This is a genomic window from Pseudomonas sp. HUK17 (assembly GCF_001566765.1).
Genome location: NZ_LSMW01000002.1, coordinates 71719 through 92159, shown reverse-complemented (window position 1 = coordinate 92159; position 20441 = coordinate 71719). Strand labels below are relative to the sequence as shown.

Below are 20441 nucleotides of genomic sequence, written 5' to 3'. Positions count from 1 at the left end.
CTGCACCATCACAGGGCCAATAAGGGGACCCCTAAGCCCGCCATAACCGGCTTCTGCAGATCGAATCAGCTCGGTCTGGTTAGCGAAGCCTTGTGCCGTTTTAACCCGGGGATAGGCATGTCCATATTCGGTCTTAATTTGGTCCTGGCTATGATATCGTGAAAGACCTATTTCAACGCCCAGGAACACCCACATGCGAGTCGAGACAATCAGCTACCTGAAGAAGAACGCGGCCGACCTTGAGCTGGACGAGCCCATGATCGTGACCCAGAACGGGAAGCCGGCCTACGTGATTGAGGCTTACGCGGATCGTGTCCGTCGCGATGAGTCCATCGCCCTGGTCAAGCTGCTGGCGTTGGGATCCAAGGAGTACGAAGCCGGCGAGCACATGTCATCCGAGCAGCTGAAAGAAGGCCTGCAGCAGCGGTTCGGTGGTGATAGCAAATGACCGCCAGGCCTTTCCAGGTCCGCTTCAGCGCTTCGGCAAGGACCGGCGCGATCGACCAGGTGCATCACCTCGCGAAATCGGCTTCTCGCCTCGACGCACTCGCGAAGATGACCAGCGTCGTAGACGAAGTCGCCATCGAGCTCCGGAAGTCCCCTCTCGCTCACCCTGTTGCCGCAGCCGGTGCCGAGTTTGGCATCACCAGGTACCGCGAGATCACCAAGTCAGGCTATCGAGCGGGATACCTGGTCGACGAAGCGCGGCGCGAAGCCGTAGTGCTCGCCATCTTTCGCGATGGCCAGGACATCCGAGAACTGCTGTATCGGCACCTGCTCACAGGGTAGGACGTACCGTTAATCACCGGCCGCTGCATTCAGCAGTCTGCCTGCCGTACCCCGCAACATCGCCAGGCATGTTGGTACGTCCAGATGAACTTGCTTGGCCAGCACACGGATGCCCAGGGCACCCAAATGGAAGACCTTGTCTGCGGTGATCGGCACGTTGATCGATAGGCGTTGCTGGAGCAGGCGAAGGTAGAGCACACCGCGCTCAGGCTGGTTGACCAGGGTCAGCCCTTTATCACCGGCGGCCCCATGATTGCGCGCCTCGAACGTCGGCGTGATTCCCAGGACGCAACACATGAACGCCGGCATTTCGCGAGGCGTAATCTGGAGCGTCAGCTTCTCGGACCAGTCGAATTTTTCGCTGGATCCCTTGCGCCCGGCACCGTCCACCGCGAGCACGGTTTCCTGCGCCTGATTCAGCACCACCTCGAACTTCAGCGCAGCAGATCCGCCGTAAACGTGGAAGCCCTCGAACTGGCCGGCCACCTTCATTCCCCTGCAGCAGGGCTAGCGACCCGGGGCGCCTTACCGGTCCCCCTGGAAGCAGGCTTCGCAGCCGCTTTGGCAAGCTGGCGCTCCAACACTGCGATTCGGGCACCGCTGTCTTTCTGCACGCGCTCCAAGTAGCGCTCTGCGGCTTCCCGGCCGGCGTCGGCCCGGGCAAGCTTGTCACCCAAGGCGCGATTCTCCACGCGCAGCTCTGCGAGGATCTCGAGATCCTGGGCCCGCGTACGTTCCATTTCCTGGATCTGCCCCGCGGCGCTATCAGCCTCAGAGCGAGCGATGGCAAGCCGATTGCGCATTTCGCGGAGCTCGACCTGGGTATCAGCAAGGCGCTCTTCAGCTGCGGAAGCGGAGCGCTGATGCTCCACGCTCGCCGCTTCTGCGGAAGCCTTCTGGGCGAGCGCCAGACTCAGCTCGGCCTGGCGCTCGGCAAGCTGGTCCCGGGCTAGTTGCGCCTGCCCTTCAGCCTCGGCAAGCCGCTCGGCGAGACTGGCGTTCTCCTCAGCCATCGCACTGACCTGGCTGTCCTTCAGCTGAAGCTCGTTGGCCAACCCATCCATCTGCTGCTGACTGCGCTCCTGATCGGCCTCGAGGCCTTCGAGCACGCCGCTGGCATCGTCTTGCTCAGCCTCCAGGCGGGCGATCTCATGCCGCGCCTGCTCGAGCTCCAGCACGACCTCTTTGCGCGCCGCAGCCGCTACCAGGTCAAGGGCACCGGCCAGGGCGTCCTGCATTGCCTTGGTCTGCTTGGCGACCGCGCTTTCGATGATCGCCGTGGCTTCCTCTGGCAGTGGCCTGGTTGGGATGGCCCCACCCGGTACCCCAGTGTGGTGTCGCTGCCAGACGCTTAGGAGCGTTTCAGGGCGGCCGCCGCCGAGGGTAGTCCGTAGCGCCCAGCCATTGACCTTGCGCCCACCTGCCAGCAGCTGCTCGCCGGCGGCGATGACCTCTGTGTCTGTAAATTTGCGTTCAGCCATGGCCGCCTCCGGGTAGTGGAAAACAGCATAGTACCTAACCGAACATTACTAACAAACTTATTTGTTAGTAATGTTTGGTTAGGTACTAACGTTAGCCTAAGACAATGCGAGCGTTTGTCGCCTTTGAGCGTCGGTAGCTCCTTAGAGATGCGCGGATCAACACTGGTCAGCAGTTTCACCTGGAATGGCGGCTGCCTCAGCCATGTGGGGCTCTTTGTGGGCTCTTACATGTGGAAACAGGAAAGATTCTTGGTATGGCGCGGGTTCCATGGATTTAGTACGGGGATACGTTATCCCCGTACTGTATGACGCAATTTTCACGTCTATGGGTAGTTGCATACACAAGATTGGGTGATAGCCTTCGGCGGTCGATATGGGGGTTACCGTGGGCCAGTTGCTACCGAAGCAGGTGAAAGAGCTATCCGAACCAGGCGTCTATCAGGACGGCCGCGGCCTAATCCTGCGTGTGGCCAAGACCGGGGCCAAACGCTGGATCTTCAGGTTTTCCTTCCAAGGTCAGCGGTATGACGTGGGGCTGGGTGGCTATCCGGCGGTGTCGTTGAAGCAGGCCCGGCTTGAAGCGGACCGGCGCCGGCTGAAGATCGCAGAGGGCGCGCCTGAGTTACCGGGCCGGCGATCGCCTGCGGCTCAATCGCCGGCCGCCGGACCCGACCTCTTCGAGACCCTGGCCAGGCAGTACATAGCCACACACGGCTCGTCGTGGAGCCACGACCATCACCGTCAATGGGTTAGCTCCATGGAGCGCTATGTCTTCCCGGTTCTTAGTCGCCGGCCGGTCGCCGAGATCGATACCGACCTGGTGCTGCAGGTGCTCCGCCCGATCTGGGACAAGATCGAGGTCACCGCCGCGCGCATCCGCAACCGCATTGAGTCGGTGCTCGATGCCGCCCAGGCACTGGGTTTTCGCGAAGGTGCCAATCCGGCTCGGTGGCGTGGCCACCTCGACAAGCTGCTGCCCCGCCACGATCGCAATGTCACGCACCATCCAGCGGCGCCGGCGGAGAGCTGTCCATCCGTGCTGCATCGCCTGGATTCCCTGGACGGTCCAGCCGCCCGTGCAGCGGAGCTCCTGATCCTCACGTCGCTGCGCAATGCCGAGGTTCGCGAGGCACGTTGGGCGGAGTTCGACTTCGACGCCAGACGCTGGACCATCCCGGTTGAACGCATGAAGCGAGACAAGGAGCATATCGTGCCCCTGACGGACCGGATGCTGGAAGTGCTTGAGCAGCAGAAGGGTCAGCACGATACCTGGGTGTTCCCCAACGCCCGCGGTAAGAAACCACTGCCGGGTAACGCGATAGGCCGGGCGCTGCGGAAGGTCAAGCTTGAGGGAGCGGTCCCGCACGGCTTCCGCTCGACGTTTCGTACCTGGGCGGCAGAGACCACCTCACACCCGAGGGAGATTTGCGAGAAGGCGCTGGCCCACAGTATTGGCTCCAAGACTGAGGCCGCCTACAACCGGGGGCCATTACTCGAAAAGCGGCGCGCACTGATGAGCGACTGGGAGACATTCTTGGCGATGCCGGAGCTGCCGGGCTCGGAGGCCGTTGCGCCAGGACGCCTGCAGGACGCCTAGCGTTATCTGTGAGGGCGAAGCGCTCCCGAAGCATGGAAGCTAGGACGCCTCCAGGACGCCTCGGCCATAGACCCTTGGTGATGCCAGCTAGCGTAGGACGCCCCCAGGACGCCTCGGACATAGACCCTCAATGATGCCGGCTAGCGTAGGACGCCCCGAGGATACTCATTGGAGTTCGATGAGAAAACCAGCCACCAGACGGCTGGCCTTGCTATCCCCGCCCGTTGATGGAGGTGTAGCAAGCGTAATCGTTACGCCGATCGAAGCAGGGGCATGGATTCCTGAGAGACCAGAGCGCGAACGAGCTGATCGCCGGCCGGGTAAAGCGCGACAATCTCGCGGCGCTCGACGTCCTTGTAGTCCAGAAGCTCTAACGCCGTAAGGTATTCCGGCTGATTCAGCCCAAGCTGCTTCATGATCTCGTGTGAGCTGTAACCCCAATTGGTCAGCTGCTGGATGTTCAGGGCAAGCGCCAGGAGTTCTTCGGCTGGACGATCGGACATCGCAGCGTCATTCACATCGCAATGGAATCGATCTTTCACCACGGATTGCGAGCAGTACGGGCAGGTAGACTTGTTGGTGCTGGTTAGGGCGACATAGGTGAGCTGGCAGCACCGGCAAGCACGCATCACCAGGTCTTTGGAGCGGTATTCACGTGCCACGACCCATGCTTCGTCGATGGAGAGGCACTCGGTCGGCGTGAAGTTCAGCGCCTCTCGATAGCCCAAATACGACTGGTGCGCAGCGATCACGGCTTCGACGTCGACACCCAAGAGCGGCTTACGAGCCCCGCGGAGATAAGCACCCATGAAAAGAGCCGCCTCGATCACGCGAGCCTTGCTGGCCAGTATGCGCGACCCCAGCGGCAGCGGGCCCGAACCGCCCCTGCTCACCACGTTCAGCCGCTTACGGGCGCTCGTCACCTGCTTGGCAGTCAGCTCGGTGTGCAGGGTGATGATGGTGCAACGGAAGCCGGCTTTGACCATCATGTCGATTAGAGCGGCGTTATCCATTTCGTGACATCTCCGTAGTTTGTAGAGTCGAGGTCAGGCGTGCAGGAGACGCATGAATCGGTGAAGGACAGGTTCTGGATAGGGCTCCACACGCTGCCGCAAATGGCCGTCGCGTACGACGAACTGAATGCGACCCAGCGCTGCGATCTGGCGACGCTGCGTCGGAGAGGCGGTGAGCAGCCAATCCGCGTCGCTATCCTTCAGGTTCCAGTAGATTTGCGTTTCCATCTTGCGGTCCGACAGGCCCTCGCGGATCTCACCGAGCACCCCTACGACCTGGACAACGCTCTTCGTATTTAGAAGGTGCCGCTCCGCGTTACCGTCCTCACGATGAAGTAGGACGACTCGAAAGGCGGAAGCGGGCAGCTGGCTGAGCCTGCGAATGTCGCGGTCGGTAGCTGCTCTAAGCCAGGCGGTGTCTTCGGTGCTGATATCGAAGAAGCGGTGAAAAGCAGGGTCTTGTTCCCTGGCCCATTCACGCGCCATCTCCAGCAAGGTTTCGTCGGTCCCGCTGTTCATCACGCGTCTCCGTTGCTTTTCTTGAGAAGGATTAGCCGGCGCCAGACGCGCAGCACATCTTCGCCATAGGCTCGGGCAACGCTTGCTAACGCGGGATTTGGGGTGTGATAGCGACCAATGGCGAGCGCGATATCGCCCCCCTGCTGCTTGAGGAATTCACAGAACGTCGAGACGGCTACTCGGACATTGGTGTGCAGATCCAGCAGCTCGGAAGGATCGGACACACGATGCCCATTCCAACGCACGCTCACCTGCATGGCGCCGACTGCAATCATCTTTGTCCTGGAAAGAGCCTCCGTCAGAAGATGCTCGGCCTCAGCGCGGCTAGCCGGATGAAAGCCTTTTCCATCGATGTTGAGTGCGTAGGGATTAGGGGCAACCATCCGACCGGCATACTGCTTCGATTCGACCAGAGCCATGGCATAGAGCAGTTCCGGCGCAGGACGGCATTGCCCAATAGCCGGGCGATCCCAAACGGTTCCGTCCAGATCCAGCGCAAATGACGTTTTCATCGGCAACGCGAGGAGCAGAGCAGCACCCAGTTTCCTTACCGCGACCCAGTGACTCATGAACCTAACCGCCCGACGTACTTTGACCCTAAATGATGGTCACTATTTTCGGCTGTGGTTCACATTTCTTCAACGACACATTTGACAGATGGCGGCCTGCGAGAATGACCGGTACGCAAACGGCGACGGGCGGTATACAGTGTTAAGGAACTGTTAAGCTCATCACAGATCATCTAGCGCAATAAGCGAATTATGGCGCCTGATAGTTGACAGTCAGGCCGAGGAGGTAAGCGCCAAATACATAAAATTGACGCATTGATGACCGGTTTAAGGGTCAGATTTGGCACCAAGCCATCATAAGGAATGGTGTAAATAAAAAGGTCGTAAATGGTTGATACTTACGCCATCCAATCCATCCTTTCCGATCAAGACGACAATAAACCGGGAACCTCCATCAGTAGGAATGAACCACTATGCATTACACCCCCGATGCTATTTCGCACGAAGCGTTCGTACGGCGGGTCGAAGCGTTGCGCAAGGACCGCGGAATAAATGTTCCTAAGCTCGCGGCCTTACTGGGCGAGGCTGAATCCACCATCAAAAACATGCTGTACAAGAAGACGACTCCCAACCGGGATCGGCTCGTGGCCATGGCTACGGTGCTCGAAACCACGGTCGAGTACCTCGCTACGGGCTACGGGCCTGCGGACCATCATGATGGGTCTCCTGTCTCGCTCATTGTCCGTAGCCTTCACGAACTGGCGCAGGAGCAGGGTTTTTTCCCTGCAGATGAGAGCAGTCGCCCCATCAGCTCCCACCTCACCAGCCTCACGTTGCCCCTGCCGTATATCCAGCAATACGGACTATCCGCTCAGTACACCCGGGCGGCCCAGGTCGAAAATGACGTCATGGCACCGTTCGTTGAGCGTGGCATGACCATCTTGATCGACGTGGCCGACCGTAAACCGAGCGAGGGCCTATTCATCGTGGTGCACCACGGTTCAGCGCTAATTCGCAACGTTTCTCTGACCAACGCTGGCTTCATGCTCATGACGTCGCAAGAGATGCACACTGCTATTAAGCTGGATATTGGTCCTTCAGACCCCACCGATCCGCTGCAGCCCCGGCTGTTGGGGCGGGTAAAAGCGAAGTTTCGAATGGACCCTCTGTAACCCTGGGTTCCTGCACCTGATTTCGCCCCCGCCTTGCCGGTCCGCAGGGGCCACCTGTGCCCAGGCCCGCTATCCCGTCATCGCGGTGTTGAAACCTGGTCTTTTCCGAGCGAGCGGAACGGAGTTATTCGATTCGCCCTTCGTTTCTGCCTTATTGAGCACCTCCGACACTGGGATGCCGGCCACGGGAGCCGGGACCTCAGCCTCTATAGGCGCCCCTGATACCGGGGCGCTATTGATCGGGCGATCGTTCGAAAACTCTGGCTCATGGTCTTCGAGCAATTTTCCGGCCGGCTGCGGGACCGAGTTCGAGGCTGGCGGACGCCCAGCCGCTTGCTCGTACAGCAACCCGATCTGTGCCAAGTCCAGCAGCCGCTTTACACGTCGACGCTCGGGTAGGGCTGTGAGCTCCGCCAGCAACGCAGGCGCCGTCCCGGTTTTGAACTTGACGTTCAAGCGAAGCTTAAGCTCGTCATCGTGATCGCTCATAGCCTCTTCCTTATTGATGCTGCAGCCAGTAGCCAAACGCATTCGAGATAATAGGTCGGTCGGCAGTGATCACCTTGGAGAGGGGAAAGATCTCCTCTGCAGCTGCTTGGTAGAAGCCGCCGCCACCGCCCCCCATGAGTACGAAGTCGATCGCCTCGCCATCCAGGAAGCGCATCTGCTGCTTCATGTTGCTCAGGGCCTTGGGGACAACGGTCGCAACAGCCTGGTCGACGAAGGGTTTGAGTTCCACCTTGCTGCCGTACAGCTGGATGTAGGGCTTGCCACGCTGCAGCGCAATTTCGATCTTGTCTCGGCCAGGTCCAGGGCCGCCAAATTCACGGGCGATAGCTTGGTTGATCGCTTCGAGGAGCGCGCTCATGGCCTCCATCGAGGAGTCACTGGAGTCCCGAACGATATCCCCGCGACGGAACACCACCCAGTCGACCGAAAAGAAGCCCGGATCAAGGACCAGGATGACGCCCTCATCCAAGTCGTCAGTGGCCTCGTAGGTGCTGTAGATGTAGTTCAGCGTTCCGACCGGCTGAGGCAGTACCGATACCTTGTGAACCTGGATTTCGCGCTGGGGGGCGACCTGGTGGGTACCGGTCAGCTGCGCCGTGAGCCGCTCGACGAGCTGGGGCTGGCGCATCTGGCTGACAGGTAAGCCCGTGATGAGGTGATCGATCTCGTTGCGCCCCTCGCCACATGCCTCACTGATCGATGCATTGAAGAGCGCACGATAGGCCTTGGAAGCCGGGTAGTCGGCGTGCAGCTCGCGCGTTACGCCGGCCCGGCCGGCACTTAGAAACGCTGCCCAGGGCTCACCATCCAACTGCACGTAGTGTTCACCTTCCTTGAGCGTCGCATTGCCGTTCAGGGAGTGGAGCGGCGCGGCTTGGGCGGGGCGAATGGATTGGGTGGGGTCTGCCGCGTCAGCGTAGCCGTCAACACGTTTGACGTTGGAGTAGCCGATGTCGAGGCCTACTACGAAGGCAGGCGTGGTGTGATTCTTTCGGGTCATAGGTCTCTCGAATAGCGTCGCTGATGAGAGCACGGCTCAGGCGTCCTGCAGAACGCTTAAGCCGTGCTGAGTTATCCAGGAGCGATGTCACCTGACCCTCAGGCGTCCCTGGGGACGCCTCGGTCTTCACCTTCACCGCCATAGCTGAGGCTAGGCGTCCTCCAGGACGCCTAGCAGTGCGGTGGATTGAGAAATCTGATCGTCAGGCGTCCCTGGGGACGCCTCGGTCTTTACCTCAACCGCCACAGCTGAGGCTAGGCGTCCTCCAGGACGCCTAGCAGCGCGGAACAAGCTGGCGCACATCACCCGAGGCGTCCTCCAGGACGCCTCAGATACAGCGTGCCACCGCCGGCCACTCGAACAGCCTCAGATTCCCCCCTTCAGCAGGGTGGGATTGCGCGCTATGACCTCGAATGCACTGGCTTAATCAGTAATCGGCGGGGCGGCTGTGGCCAGCGCCTGTCGCTCCCAGGGGCGACTCAAAAAGCCCATTACTAATCACCATCTAAACGGGTTTGTTGAAACGCCCTTCCCGTAATGCAAATAAAGGCGTTTTGCTGAAATTATGGCTGAAACGCGCTTACACAAGTCGTTTTCTTATAGTTAATGACAATCTAAACGGGTTTGTTGGTGAGGCAAAAAAGCAGGCATGGCAATGGTACATCTCTTAGTACTATTGACAATCTAAACGGGTTTGTTGGTATGGCAAGAAACTAGAAGATCATTCGCAAGATTGTGCTAGAACGCTTGAAATGGAGGTTAGCGAGGTGGCTGAAGCCAGAAAACAGGCCCTCCCGGGCAATCAAAAAAGCCTATTACTAATGACAATCTAAACGGGTTTATTGCAACGCCAGCAACCTAATGCCAATAAAGGCGTTTTGCTGAAATTTTGGCTGAAACGCGCCTGCACCAGGCGTTTTCTTATAGTTAATGACAATCTAAACGGGTTTGTTGGTAAGGAAAAAAGCAGGCATGGCAATGATCAATTTCTTAGTACTACTGACAATCTAAACGGGTTTGTTGGTATAGCAAGGAACTGGAAGAGCACGCGCAAGATTGTGCTGGGGCCCTGAAAAGGAGGGCTGGAACCTCCAGCAGCGGCTTGCGAATGGCGCCGAGAACACAATAGATATTGACCATACGGACGTTTAGGTTGTGATCCGAGATACAGACAGCTGTTGCTCGGCCTATCCGATTATTAGTAATGACAATCTAAACGGGTTTGTGGTCAGCGGCTAAAAATGGACTGCTAGTCGTCTTGGAAAAGGGGCTGCAGGACTAATGACAATCTCAACGGCATTATTGCTAGTAGATAGGTGATAACAATGTACGACTTAGCTACCCCCCGACCTGATGGGCAGCGGATTCACGACAATTTCCAGCAGGCGATCGGGGCTATGGAGGACATCCGTCAGACCGTGAAAGCTGAAGCGCTTCGGCTGCGCGATGAATACTTCGCTGCCGCCAAGCAGCGCTCGGGGGGCAAGATCATCTATCGCCTCATCGACGTACGGGATAACGGCAAGGGAGCGATATCGATCGTCTGGTGCAAGGTCTACTTCTACGACGGACCTGGTGATAGCAAAAAGCAAGGTCGCCTACCGATAGCCAAAGGTCAGGGCTCGGTGTATGCGCCAGGGCCTGTCACCCGCGGTATGGATCACTGGTTCGTTGAGCTCTTCCAGCTCTATGAACCGCAGCTCGCGGTACTTCGAGACCAGATGCTGTATGCCGCGAAGATTCGCAAGCTGTTGGTTCAGCAACAGCGCAAGGCGCAGTCGAGCATGCCGGGGTCGCCCCTTGCGTTTCCGGAAACGGGGGTAGCGTAGGGGCATCAACAGCGGAGAACGTCCCCCTATGCATCGCCCACCTGAAATGGACCACCCCATCATCGTCGACGCGGTCGATCTCGATCTCTGGGCTGACCTGTACAAGGACAGCCAGGCGCCCGTCACGCTATCCGAATTTCTGCAGCAGCCTTATCTCTACCTGAAGCAGGATGGCTTGCCGGTTTCCTCGGAGGCGACCCAAGAGGCCTATCCGGTAACTCTGCCGGTACGGAAAGAGGTCGCGCGGCAGATCCAGGACGAGTGGGCCTGTCAGCAGCAGGCCCAGCAAAGCCGGCAGCAGGCACGGCGCCACCTGACGTTAATTACCTGCACGCCCGGCTAACGCGGGCCGTCCGGCTGGCAAACTGGAAAGGGGCCGGCAGCTTGCTGCCGGTAGCAGGCGCTGATCGATGCTGCGGAGGTTTCAAGGTGCTGCGTTTGGACGCAAGTTTGATCGGGCGCCCTGACCCGGTAGGAACTGCGCCATAGGCAACTCGCCGTGAATGCCATGCTTTCCTCGACAGTGTTGAGGGACAGTTCGGTGGCGATACGATCCGGTGGTGCACGTACGGCGGTAGGTGCTGCATTTGTGGGCACAGCCTTCGGCATCGTTTGCGAAGGATCCCGGTGGGTCCATGCGGCGCAGCAGGGCCTCCTGCCGGCTGATCTCTTTGCACCGTTCGAGTCGCATCCAGTGATTGTCTTGGCGATGACGGCGTTATCTGTCAGTACGCTTCTGCCCGGGTGTGTGCTCATTGGACGTCAGGCCAACTGAGGGCCTCCTGGCCGTCCGCCTGGTATCCCGGCGGCTACCGTGACGCCTTGTCGGTATCCGCCTCACACTCATGAGCCTGTGTAAGATTCTTACACCCACTTCCTGTGGACGCCGCCCTGCCGTCCGTCGCTGTCAAGCTTGCTGGATCGTTCCTCCCTGATTACTGTCTATTTATACAGTACACACAAAGGAGGCTATCCCATGTCCATTTCTCCCCGTATCCCTCGTCCCTGTCACCGCTGTCCCGATCGCTCTGTGGAGTACCAGAAGGTCATGGCTTCAGGGATTGAGCAGGTGGGCCGCTATGGACATGCTTGGTGATGAGCAGGACAGCTTCGAACAGCAGCAGTCCCTGTTCCGCCCCACGGAGCTGATGTACTGCCGCAACCTCGTGGATCTGCTGACCGAGGAGCTCAACCAGGTACGTCAGTGCCTGGGTCAAGCCCAGCGTGCTAATAGGGTCCTGGTCGCCGAGCGCGACAACCTCGTTGCAGAACGTGACGCCTTCAAAGCCGAGGTACAGCGCCACCGACTGCGCTACGTCCAGTTCGTACAGGAAGAGAACCAACGCCACGTGCCACGGGGTGACCGGCTCATTCCGGACGACCGCGACGATCCCCTCTCGCGTGCCCAGCGTCATATCCTGCGGCTGGAGTCGATGAACTCCGTCCTGCATGCAGATCTGTTCAAACTGCGTGCGCAGCTGCAGGTCATGCTCACCGAGCGCGGCAGCTCGCCGTCGGCGCCGACGGGGGTGCAGCATGGATAACGCGGCCACCAATGTCGTTGCGCTCGACTCCCTGCTCGACAGTCGCCGTGTGTGGCGCGGGCAAAGTCCGCATGTGGACGACGCCAGCACCCAGCCAACCGGACACTCGGCGCTCGATGCCCAACTGCCGCTCGGCGGGTGGCCTGATGCAGCACTCACCGAAATCTTGAGCGCCCGACCGGGCCAGGGTGAGCTGACGCTGGTGTGGCCGACGCTGGCGCGCCTCACTGCCGCCGGCGAACGCGTGGTGCTGATCGCCCCTCCCTACCTGCTCTACCCACATGCGTGGCTGCAGGCCGGCGTCGACCTTGGCCGGCTGAGCGTCATCCAGGTGCAGGGCAAGGACGTGCTGTGGGCGGCAGAGCAGTGCCTGCGCTCTGGTAGCTGCGGCGCAGTACTCTGCTGGCCAAGCCGGGCGGACGATCGCGCGCTGCGCCGGCTGCAGGTGGCTGCAGAGACCGGGCAGACCCTGGCATTCGCATTCCGCCACCAGCGTGAGGCGGTCAACGCTTCCCCAGCGGCGCTGCGCCTGGTGCTCGAGGGTTCACCTCAGCAGTTGCGAGTGCTCAAGTGCCGCGGCGGCAATCCCCCTGCCGCCGCGCTTGCGCATCGGGTCTGGCATTGAGGGACGACTGCCATGAAATGGGCCTGCATCTTTTTCCCGCAGTTCGCGCTGGACGGTGTGCTGCGCAATTGTCCTGACCCGGACGAACCCCTGGTACTGCTCCACGGGCCAATACAACGCCGGATCATAAAGGCGGCGAACCCGGCGGCGTTGGCGCTCGGGCTCCGGCCGGAGATGACCTATACCGCGGCTCAAGCGATCTGCCCGCAGTTTGCGACGGTGGAGTACGACGAAGCAGCGCTGAGGCGCCAGCACGAGCTCCTCGCCGCCTGGGCCTATGGCTTCAGCTCGCAGGTGAGCCTGCACTTCGCCGACGCCCTGGTGCTGGAGGTGCAGTCGAGCCTGCCGCTCTTCGGGCCCTGGCCAAGATTTGAAGCGAGGCTGCGCCAGGAGCTCACGGCGCTGGGCTTCGGCCACCGGATCACCCTGGCACCCAACCCAGTCGCCGCCCGGGTGTTGGCCAACGCCGGCGACACCCTGGCGGTTCGGGACGATGCAGGCCTTGCCAGCGCTATGCGCACGCTGCCGGTGGCGCTTCTGGGCTTCGAGCCGGTGATCGTCCAGGCCTTGAGCCGCATGGGGCTTCGGCAGCTCAGCCAGGTGCTGGCGCTGCCCCGGGCCCAGCTCGCCCGGCGCTTCCCCCTGAGTCTGCTCAATCACCTCGATCAGATGCTGGGCAGCAAGGTCCTGCCCCTGGAGTTTTTTCTGCCCCCGACCACCTTCAGGCTGCGGATCGAACTCAACTTCGAAGTCGAGTCGACCCAGGCCCTGCTGTTCCCGCTGCGTCGCCTGACCTCGGACCTGGCCACCTACCTGGCCGGCCGGGACATGGGCGCCCAGCGCTTCACCCTGCGGCTGGAGCATAGGGAGGCGCCGACCACGGAGGTGGTGGTTGGCTTACTCGCCCCGGAGCGTGACCCTGCGCTGCTGTTCGAATTTGCCCGGGGGCGCCTGGAGCCCACCCAGGTGGTGGAGCCGGTACTCGCGATCGGCCTGGTCGCTGACGAACTGCCCTCGTTCGTCCCTCAGCACCGCGGCCTCTTCGATGAGCGCCCGCAACAGACGGTGAGCTGGGAGCAGCTGCGCGAGCGGCTGCGTTCTCGCCTTGGCGACGACGCGGTCTATGCGGTGGGCGCGCAGGGCGATCACCGGCCGGAGCGGGCCTGGCGGCGCGACACGCCTTCGCTGGCGCTCCAGGCATTGGGACCAAATCGACGGCCTGGCTGGCTGCTACCGGCGCCGGAGCCCCTGGATGTCGACCAGTCACGGGTCCTGAGCGGGCCTGAGCGTATCGAGAGCGGTTGGTGGGACGGCGAGGATGCCCGTCGGGACTACTACGTGCTCGAGCTCGCCGACGGGCGTACGGCCTGGGCCTTCCAGTCTCCGGCGGAAGGGTCAGGCTGGTGGGTGCAGGGGTGGTTCGCGTGACACCCGGCTATGCGGAGCTGCACTGCCTGTCGAACTTCAGCTTCCAGCGCGGTGCTTCCAGCGTCGATCAGCTATTCGAGCGTGCCAGGGTCATGGGCTATGAGGCGTTGGCCATCACCGACGAGTGCACTCTCGCCGGCATAGTGCGCGCCTGGCAGGCATCGGAGAAGCATGGCGTCCGGCTGATCGTGGGCGCGGAGTTCCAGGTCGCCCAGGGCCCCAAGCTCGTGCTGCTGGTGGAAGACCTGCGGGGCTACCAGCAGCTGTGCCGGCTGATCACCCTGGCCCGTCGGCGCGCGGACAAGGGCAGCTACCGGCTGCTGCGCGAGGACCTCGACCAGGTCGCTGGCCTTGTCGCGCTCTGGGTACCGGATCGGCACGCAGAGGCGGAGTCGGTGCGCTGGTTGCTGCAGGTTTTCCCCGGCCGGCTGTGGATTGCCGCCGAGCTCCACTTCGATCAAGACGACCAGGTACGGCTGCAGCAGCTGCAGGGGCTGGGTGCGGCCTTGGGCGTAGGGCTGGTGGCTACCGGTGACGTGCACATGCACTGCCGCGGGCGCCGGGCCCTGCAGGACACGATCACCGCCATCCGTCATCACGTCCAGGTGGCGGAAGCCGGCCAGCTGCTCTTCCCGAATGGCGAGCGCCACCTACGGACCCGTGAGGCCTTGGCGCGGTGCTATCCGCCCGAGCTGCTGGAGGAGACCCTACGTATTGCAGAGCGCTGCACCTTCAGCCTGGCGGAGCTCCGTTACCAATACCCTAGTGAGGTGGTACCGGAAGGACACACCGCCACCAGCTGGTTGCGTGTTCTCACCGAGGAGGGTTGCGCCTGGCGCTGGCCCGAAGGCCTATCGGCTCGACTACGTGCCCAGATCGAAAAGGAGCTGCAGCTGATCGCCGACAAGGCATATGAGAGTTACTTCCTGACGGTGCACGACATCGTCCGCTTCGCCCGGCAGCAGGGGATCCTTTGCCAGGGGCGCGGCTCGGCCGCCAACTCTGCAGTCTGTTTCGCCCTGGGCATCACCGAGCTGGATCCGACCCGGATCAACCTACTGTTCGAGCGCTTCATCAGCCACGAGCGCGATGAGCCACCAGACATCGACGTCGACTTCGAGCATGACCGCCGGGAAGAGGTCATCCAGTACATCTTCCGCCGCTATGGGCGCCAGCGCGCCGCCCTCACCGCGGTGGTATCCACCTACCACGCTGCGGGTGCCGTCCGCGACGTGGCCAAGGCCCTCGGCCTACCCCCAGACCAGATCACCGCGCTGGCGGACTGCTGCGGCCGTTGGACCGACAATCTGCCGCCGCCGGAGCGCCTCCGCGAGTCTGGCTTCGATCCTGATAGCCCCCTCCTTCACCGGATCCTGGTGCTCACCGGCGAGCTAATCGGTTTCCCGCGGCACCTGTCTCAGCACCCGGGCGGTTTCGTCATCGCCGACCAGACGCTGGATACCCTGGTGCCGGTCGAGAACGCGGCCATGGAAGGACGCACCGTCATCCAGTGGGACAAGGACGATCTCGATGCGATGGGCCTGCTCAAGGTCGACATCCTCGCCCTGGGCATGCTCAGCGCCCTGCGCCGGTGCTTCGACCTGGTGAGGGGCTACCGGGGTAAGGAGCTGACCCTGGCTACCGTGCCTCAAGAGGACAAGCCGACCTACGCGATGATTAGCCGGGCCGATACGCTCGGGGTGTTCCAGATCGAGTCACGTGCCCAGATGGCTATGCTGCCGCGGCTGAAGCCACAGACCTTTTACGACCTGGTGATCGAGGTGGCCATCGTCCGCCCGGGCCCCATCCAGGGTGGCATGGTCCACCCGTACCTGCGCCGGCGGACCGGTCAGGAGGAGATCAGCTACCCGCCGAAACTCGAGCGCGTCTTCGGCCGGACCCTGGGTGTGCCCCTGTTCCAGGAACAGGTGATGGAGCTCGCCATCTTGGCCGCCGACTACACCCCTGGCGAGGCCGATCAGCTGCGCCGCAGCATGGCGGCGTGGAAGCGCCATGGCGGGCTGGAGCCGCACCGGGAGCGACTCACCTCGCGCATGCTCATTAACGGCTACACGGCCGAGTACGCCGCGGACATTTTCCGGCAGATCGAGGGGTTCGGCAGCTACGGCTTTCCCGAATCCCATGCGGCCAGCTTCGCCCTGCTGACCTACGCCAGCTGCTGGCTCAAATGTCACGAACCGGCCGCCTTCGCCGCGGCGCTGATCAACTCCTACCCCATGGGCTTCTACAGCCCCGACCAGATCCTGCAGGACGCCCGGCGCCATCGGTTGCAGACCCTGCCGGTAGACGTGACCTGCAGCGACTGGGATTGCAGTCTCGAGCCAGTCGCCGATAGCTCGCAGCCGGCTATCCGGATGGGATTGCGAATGGTGCGAGGCCTGGCCGAGAAAGCCGGGCGCGCCGTTGAGCAGGCCCGCCGGCACCGGCCATTCCGCGATGTTACCGATCTGTGCCTACGTGCAGGCCTTGATGCTAAGGCCCGGGAGTGCCTGGCGGATGCGGGAGCCTTGAAGGGCCTCGCAGGGCACCGATTCCAGGCGCGCTGGGCCATGGCCGCGATCGAGCCGCAGCTGCCCCTATTCGCCGAGGGCGCTGTGGTTGAGGAGGAGATCCAGGAGCTGGTTGCGCCAACCGTGGGTGAGGACCTCTATTCGGACTATGCCTCCCTAGGCACCACCCTGGGGCCGCACCCTCTCACCCTGCTGCGGCCGGAGCTGTCGGCCCGGCGGCTGATGAGCTCGCAGGAGCTGAAGGAGCGGCGCCACGGCCAGCCGGCCCGGGTCGCTGGCCTAGTAGTCGGCCGACAGCGGCCGGGTACCGCCAGCGGCGTGACCTTCGTGACACTGGAGGATGAGTTTGGGATGGTGAACGTGGTGGTGTGGCGCACCCTGGCGGAGCGCCAGCGGCGGGAGCTGGTGGCGTCACAGCTGCTGCGAGTGGATGGAACGGTAGAGACGCGCGATGGCGTGCTGCACATTGTGGCCGGCCGCTTGGAGGACATCAGCGAGCTGCTGCAGGGTCTCGATACGCGAAGCCGGGATTTTCATTGACCGCATCTTCGAGAGGGCAGCTCTCGAATTGGCTGAATGCGCGAGTGACGTGGAGCCATAGGCGATGCTTCAAGATCGGAAGTATACCGCCTGGGATACTTCCGCTATACCGACTGGCGCGGGGTGTCTCCAGGGCATGCGAATCTTGCTTGCCCTAGTGGACTGCCAGACGTGAAGCCTTGCTACTGAAGGCCTATAGGGTCTCGCCCGACCATCGCCATTCACGTGGCGCTTCCGCCTCCCCGTAGTTAGCGGCGAGCACGTCTGCGAGGTGAGACGGGGTGCAGGGCGTGTCGTACGTTGGCGCAGCCATCCAGCGCTCCAAGGCGCCCTGTAGCTCAGCAAATTCATCGGCGCCGATGCCGTCGAAATCCTCAGGCCGGAAGATGTTGCCGTCGACGGCGGTTGGGCTGAGGTCTGCGGACAGGAACATCGCCAAAGCACCATCCACCGGCGCGACGAACAGGGACTCGCTGTCGACTTTGGCAATGGTGCCGGCCGGCGCCGCAGCGAGGATCGGCGCCACCTGGTTCCAAACCACAAGCAGCTGCTGGAAGGCCGGGTCTTCGGCTCTGGAGTAATAGCGGTGGACGCACAGCTTTAGCGGCAGAGCCGGAGTCGAGGAGGTGTTGGGGGTCTGCATGGGGAAGCTCCGTCAGCATCGTTGAGTGATGCTGAACGACGTCCCATAGGTCTTCAGATACGCAAGCCGCGATGGGCTCAGCAGCTGGCGCACCGGGGTAGCCTGATTCGCCTACTGCGACCGCTTTCAGATCCCGTCGAATCCCGCGATCCCGGATCTGAAGGGCTTCCACTCTTCCTCCGGCGCGCCGAGCTTGCAGATAGCCACGGTGACCTTCTGGCCAATGGCCGGGTCCGGCGGTTTGACGGCGAGGTGGCGGTAGGGGGTGTAGTCGGGCACCCACATACTGGAGCTCTGGCTCCGGTGGTATTCCCAGATACCGTACCCGTTGACGGTACTCACCGCGCGCTCCAGGTTGATTACTCGACCACTTTCAAGATGGATCACCAGCATTGCGCACGCCTCACGAATTGAGGCGTGATGATACCGCGCGGTGCAGGGATGGCCGGCAGCAGGTCGTCAGGTGACGTAGGGTACGACTACAGATTACGGCTCGCCGGGCGTTGGTGTACCGCACCGCCCGGCGCTGGCCGGAATCTGTAACGCAGCAGGCATGGCAGACGACTACAGATTCTGGCCGGCGGGACAGGCGTAGGAAATGAACTCGCCGCCTACCCACTCCTTACCCATCTCGCCCGGTACCAGCGGGATGCCCAGCGTCGCGAAAACCGGCCGAGCACCGACACATTCCTGGACGTACAGGACGGTGTACGCATAGCCCTTGGCGTCCGCGATCTCCGCCAGCTCATTGATGGACACGAACTGGTCAGACTGGAACGAGTAGTCGAGGCAGGAACAGCCATGGCCATCGATCTTTCGCGGCCGGGCGTCTGGGTCAGCAAAGCGTTTGAAGGCGGTGGCCAAGGTGTTGTCCCGGGCGACCCTGTCCTTGAAGTCGAGGTAGCACAGGAGCGAACAATGCCCGTACCAGAGCGCCTTGATCTGGAAGCCCTGGCGCCAGTTGACCCAGCCTACCTGGCTGGTGATCTGCGGGCTCCACTTCGGAAGTTGTTCCACCGCGGCTTTGAGCTGTTCAACCGGTACCATACTCGCGTCTCCATCAGGTGATGGCCTACCCTCTCACCGATCCGGAAAACGCAAGGCCTGCCGTGGTTCGGCTGGTGCCATGCCGCTAGACTGGCTGGCTGGTGCTGCAGATGCTGTGAGTTGCGATGAAGATCTGGACGGATGAGATGATTGCCTTGCTGGGCACAGAGAGCGATACCGCCCTGGGCGACCGCTGGGGTATGTCGCGCATGACCGTGGCGCGCAAGCGGCAGACGCTGGCCATCGCGCCCTACGACCTGAAGCAGGGCGGCTTCCAGCGCGAGACGCTGTTCCGGTGGAGCCCGGAGAACCTCGCCCTCCTTGGACAGGAACCCGATGCGACCGTCGCCAGGCGGCTCGGCATCAGCCGGCGCGCGGTCTACCTGATGCGCCTGCGCCAGGGCCTGGCCCCGGCGAAGCGGGCGCCGCGGGTGTACAGTCTGCCCCCGGCGGCCGTGCCGCTCTTGGGCAAGTTGCGAGACGCCGAGCTCGCTCACCGGTTCGGGATTCCTGACGACCTGGTGTACCGCGAACGCAAACGGCGCGACATTCCAAAGCTGCAGGACGAAAAGCCGCTGAGCGAGGCGCTACTGGCGGAGCTGGGCACCGATAGCGATCGAGCGGTCGGCCTGAGGCACGGGGTCCACTACAGCAAGGTGAGACAGCTGCGCTTGAAGCGCCAGATCCCCGCGTATAAGCGCCCCAACCGCAAAAAGATGGCCGCCGGCGGTACCGCCACTGACGGTGGCCACCGCCGCTAGCCCGCCGCCGCTTATAGCCACCTTTCGCTCCTCTGTCCGCTTCTGCCCCGCATAGACCCTGCTAGTCATCCGCACCGCCGCTACACTCCCGCGTCGGCGTCGCTGGCAGTACGGAAACGCGGCAGCGCCCGCCCGGTGATACCGGACCTCCCCTCTTAAAACGGATCTGAGACCTCATATGCTTCGGCAGCTAGCAGTAGCCCTTGCGTTAACCCTCCCTACACTCTCCTTCGCCGAAACGATCGACTGCCGCGTGGTGGGCGTGCACGACGGCGACACCCTGACGTGCCTCACCACCGCCAAGCAACAGATCAAGGTCCGGCTTGCGGAAATCGACACCCCGGAGAGCAAACAGCCCTACGGCAACCGCGCCCAGCAATCCTTGGCAGCCATGGTCTTTTCGAAGGCTGTCCGCCTGGACGTCCAGGACACTGACCGATACGGCCGGCGGGTGGCCCGCGTGTACCAGGGCAATACGGACGTGAATGCCGAGCAGGTGCGCCAGGGTGCCGCGTGGGTCTATCGCCAATACCTGAAGGATCGATCGCTGCTGGACCTGGAAGCACAGGCCAAGGCGCAGAAGCGTGGCCTGTGGGCGCTACCGGAGGCGGAGCGGGTACCGCCGTGGGAGTGGCGCCACGCCGCGCGTGATCAGCGTCAAGACGCGCAAGCTGGAGAGGGCGAGCCGCCGGCGGCAGTACCGCCGAAGCGACCCACGTCCTTTTCTCAGTTTGGCGGATCGGAGGGCGCCATCGCCGCGGGATCCTTCAGCTGCACACCGCTAAAGGCCTGCAGGCAGATGGCGAGCTGTGCGGAGGCGAAGTACCAGCTGCAGCACTGTGGCAACAGCCGGATCGATGGCGACCACGACGGTGTGCCGTGCGAAGCCATCTGCCGGTAGTT

22 protein-coding genes are annotated in these 20441 nt (G+C 62.1%); 12 read left to right on the top strand and 10 right to left on the bottom strand.

What is annotated here, in order from left to right; genetic code table 11:
• Positions 1-193: 193 nt before the first annotated feature.
• Positions 194-448: a type II toxin-antitoxin system Phd/YefM family antitoxin gene (locus AX284_RS01500; protein ID WP_068383188.1), complete on the top strand. Its 255-nt coding sequence runs from the start codon at positions 194-196 to the stop codon at positions 446-448.
• On the top strand, positions 445-789 hold the full coding sequence (locus tag AX284_RS01495) for a hypothetical protein (RefSeq protein ID WP_068383186.1): 345 nt from the start codon (positions 445-447) through the stop codon (positions 787-789). Before AX284_RS01500 ends, AX284_RS01495 begins: the two co-directional genes overlap by 4 nt.
• Before the next feature lie 9 nt (positions 790-798).
• Here the strand turns inward: AX284_RS01495 and AX284_RS01490 are convergent, their stop codons facing one another.
• Entirely contained in the window at positions 799-1281 is a 483-nt protein-coding gene (locus AX284_RS01490; protein ID WP_068383184.1) for a hypothetical protein, read from the bottom strand.
• Positions 1278-2270 carry a DNA-binding protein gene (locus tag AX284_RS01485; protein ID WP_068383182.1) on the bottom strand — a complete coding sequence of 331 codons (993 nt, stop codon included), beginning with the start codon at positions 2268-2270 and terminating at the stop codon, positions 1278-1280. The genes AX284_RS01490 and AX284_RS01485 overlap by 4 nt, the downstream gene beginning before the upstream one ends.
• Positions 2271-2655: 385 nt before the next feature.
• Here AX284_RS01485 and AX284_RS01480 point away from each other — a divergent pair, with 385 nt between their 5' ends.
• A complete protein-coding gene (locus AX284_RS01480; RefSeq protein WP_100169008.1) occupies positions 2656-3867 on the top strand; it encodes a tyrosine-type recombinase/integrase in 1212 nt (403 codons plus the stop codon).
• A gap of 251 nt (positions 3868-4118) precedes the next feature.
• On the opposite strand, the gene AX284_RS01475 is transcribed toward AX284_RS01480, so the two are convergent.
• Genes AX284_RS01475 through AX284_RS01465 form a run of 3 tightly spaced genes read right to left on the bottom strand, consistent with a single transcriptional unit; the run spans position 4119 to position 5968 of the window.
• Entirely contained in the window at positions 4119-4880 is a 762-nt protein-coding gene (locus AX284_RS01475; protein ID WP_007162484.1) for a FlhC family transcriptional regulator, read from the bottom strand.
• Between the two features lie 33 nt (positions 4881-4913).
• Positions 4914-5399 (bottom strand): hypothetical protein, encoded by a 486-nt coding sequence (locus AX284_RS01470; RefSeq protein ID WP_007162485.1) that lies wholly within the window; start codon positions 5397-5399, stop codon positions 4914-4916.
• Positions 5399-5968, bottom strand: coding sequence for a lytic transglycosylase (locus AX284_RS01465; RefSeq protein ID WP_039976330.1), 570 nt, complete (start codon positions 5966-5968; stop codon positions 5399-5401). Before AX284_RS01465 ends, AX284_RS01470 begins: the two co-directional genes overlap by 1 nt.
• Before the next feature lie 413 nt (positions 5969-6381).
• Here AX284_RS01465 and AX284_RS01460 point away from each other — a divergent pair, with 413 nt between their 5' ends.
• Positions 6382-7080, top strand: a complete 699-nt coding sequence (locus AX284_RS01460) for an XRE family transcriptional regulator (RefSeq protein WP_007162487.1) — start codon at positions 6382-6384, stop codon at positions 7078-7080.
• 69 nt (positions 7081-7149) lie between these two features.
• On the opposite strand, the gene AX284_RS01455 is transcribed toward AX284_RS01460, so the two are convergent.
• Together AX284_RS01455 and AX284_RS01450 are read right to left on the bottom strand one after the other, a co-directional pair.
• Positions 7150-7569, bottom strand: coding sequence for a hypothetical protein (locus AX284_RS01455; RefSeq protein WP_007162488.1), 420 nt, complete (start codon positions 7567-7569; stop codon positions 7150-7152).
• A 10-nt stretch (positions 7570-7579) separates the two neighbouring features.
• On the bottom strand, positions 7580-8590 hold the full coding sequence (locus AX284_RS01450; protein ID WP_007162489.1) for a ParM/StbA family protein: 1011 nt from the start codon (positions 8588-8590) through the stop codon (positions 7580-7582).
• A 1325-nt stretch (positions 8591-9915) separates the two neighbouring features.
• Between AX284_RS01450 and mobI the strand changes: the two genes are divergently transcribed.
• The 6 genes from mobI (at position 9916) to AX284_RS01420 (ending at position 17087) form a co-directional block, all read left to right on the top strand.
• Entirely contained in the window at positions 9916-10419 is a 504-nt protein-coding gene (gene mobI / locus AX284_RS01445) for a conjugative transfer protein MobI(A/C) (protein WP_007162490.1), read from the top strand.
• Between the two features lie 46 nt (positions 10420-10465).
• Positions 10466-10762 (top strand): hypothetical protein, encoded by a 297-nt coding sequence (locus AX284_RS01440; RefSeq protein WP_100169006.1) that lies wholly within the window; start codon positions 10466-10468, stop codon positions 10760-10762.
• Positions 10763-11498: 736 nt separating this feature from the next.
• Entirely contained in the window at positions 11499-11963 is a 465-nt protein-coding gene (locus AX284_RS01435) for a hypothetical protein (protein WP_007162492.1), read from the top strand.
• Positions 11956-12588, top strand: coding sequence for a translesion DNA synthesis-associated protein ImuA (gene imuA / locus AX284_RS01430; RefSeq protein ID WP_068383180.1), 633 nt, complete (start codon positions 11956-11958; stop codon positions 12586-12588). The genes AX284_RS01435 and imuA overlap by 8 nt, the downstream gene beginning before the upstream one ends.
• Positions 12589-12600: 12 nt before the next feature.
• On the top strand, positions 12601-14016 hold the full coding sequence (locus AX284_RS01425; RefSeq protein WP_068383178.1) for a Y-family DNA polymerase: 1416 nt from the start codon (positions 12601-12603) through the stop codon (positions 14014-14016).
• On the top strand, positions 14013-17087 hold the full coding sequence (locus AX284_RS01420) for an error-prone DNA polymerase (RefSeq protein WP_068383176.1): 3075 nt from the start codon (positions 14013-14015) through the stop codon (positions 17085-17087). Before AX284_RS01425 ends, AX284_RS01420 begins: the two co-directional genes overlap by 4 nt.
• A gap of 193 nt (positions 17088-17280) precedes the next feature.
• Here AX284_RS01420 and AX284_RS01415 read toward each other — a convergent pair whose 3' ends face one another.
• From AX284_RS01415 to AX284_RS01405, 3 genes are all read right to left on the bottom strand, one after another.
• Positions 17281-17730: a hypothetical protein gene (locus AX284_RS01415; protein ID WP_068383173.1), complete on the bottom strand. Its 450-nt coding sequence runs from the start codon at positions 17728-17730 to the stop codon at positions 17281-17283.
• A gap of 126 nt (positions 17731-17856) precedes the next feature.
• Positions 17857-18123 (bottom strand): hypothetical protein, encoded by a 267-nt coding sequence (locus AX284_RS01410; protein WP_068383171.1) that lies wholly within the window; start codon positions 18121-18123, stop codon positions 17857-17859.
• A gap of 171 nt (positions 18124-18294) precedes the next feature.
• Positions 18295-18777 (bottom strand): hypothetical protein, encoded by a 483-nt coding sequence (locus AX284_RS01405; RefSeq protein WP_068383169.1) that lies wholly within the window; start codon positions 18775-18777, stop codon positions 18295-18297.
• A 125-nt stretch (positions 18778-18902) separates the two neighbouring features.
• Between AX284_RS01405 and AX284_RS01400 the strand changes: the two genes are divergently transcribed.
• Together AX284_RS01400 and AX284_RS01395 are read left to right on the top strand one after the other, a co-directional pair.
• Positions 18903-19538 (top strand): hypothetical protein, encoded by a 636-nt coding sequence (locus AX284_RS01400; RefSeq protein WP_068383167.1) that lies wholly within the window; start codon positions 18903-18905, stop codon positions 19536-19538.
• 253 nt (positions 19539-19791) lie between these two features.
• A complete protein-coding gene (locus AX284_RS01395) occupies positions 19792-20439 on the top strand; it encodes a thermonuclease family protein (protein WP_236712126.1) in 648 nt (215 codons plus the stop codon).
• The last annotated feature ends 2 nt before the right edge of the window (positions 20440-20441 follow it).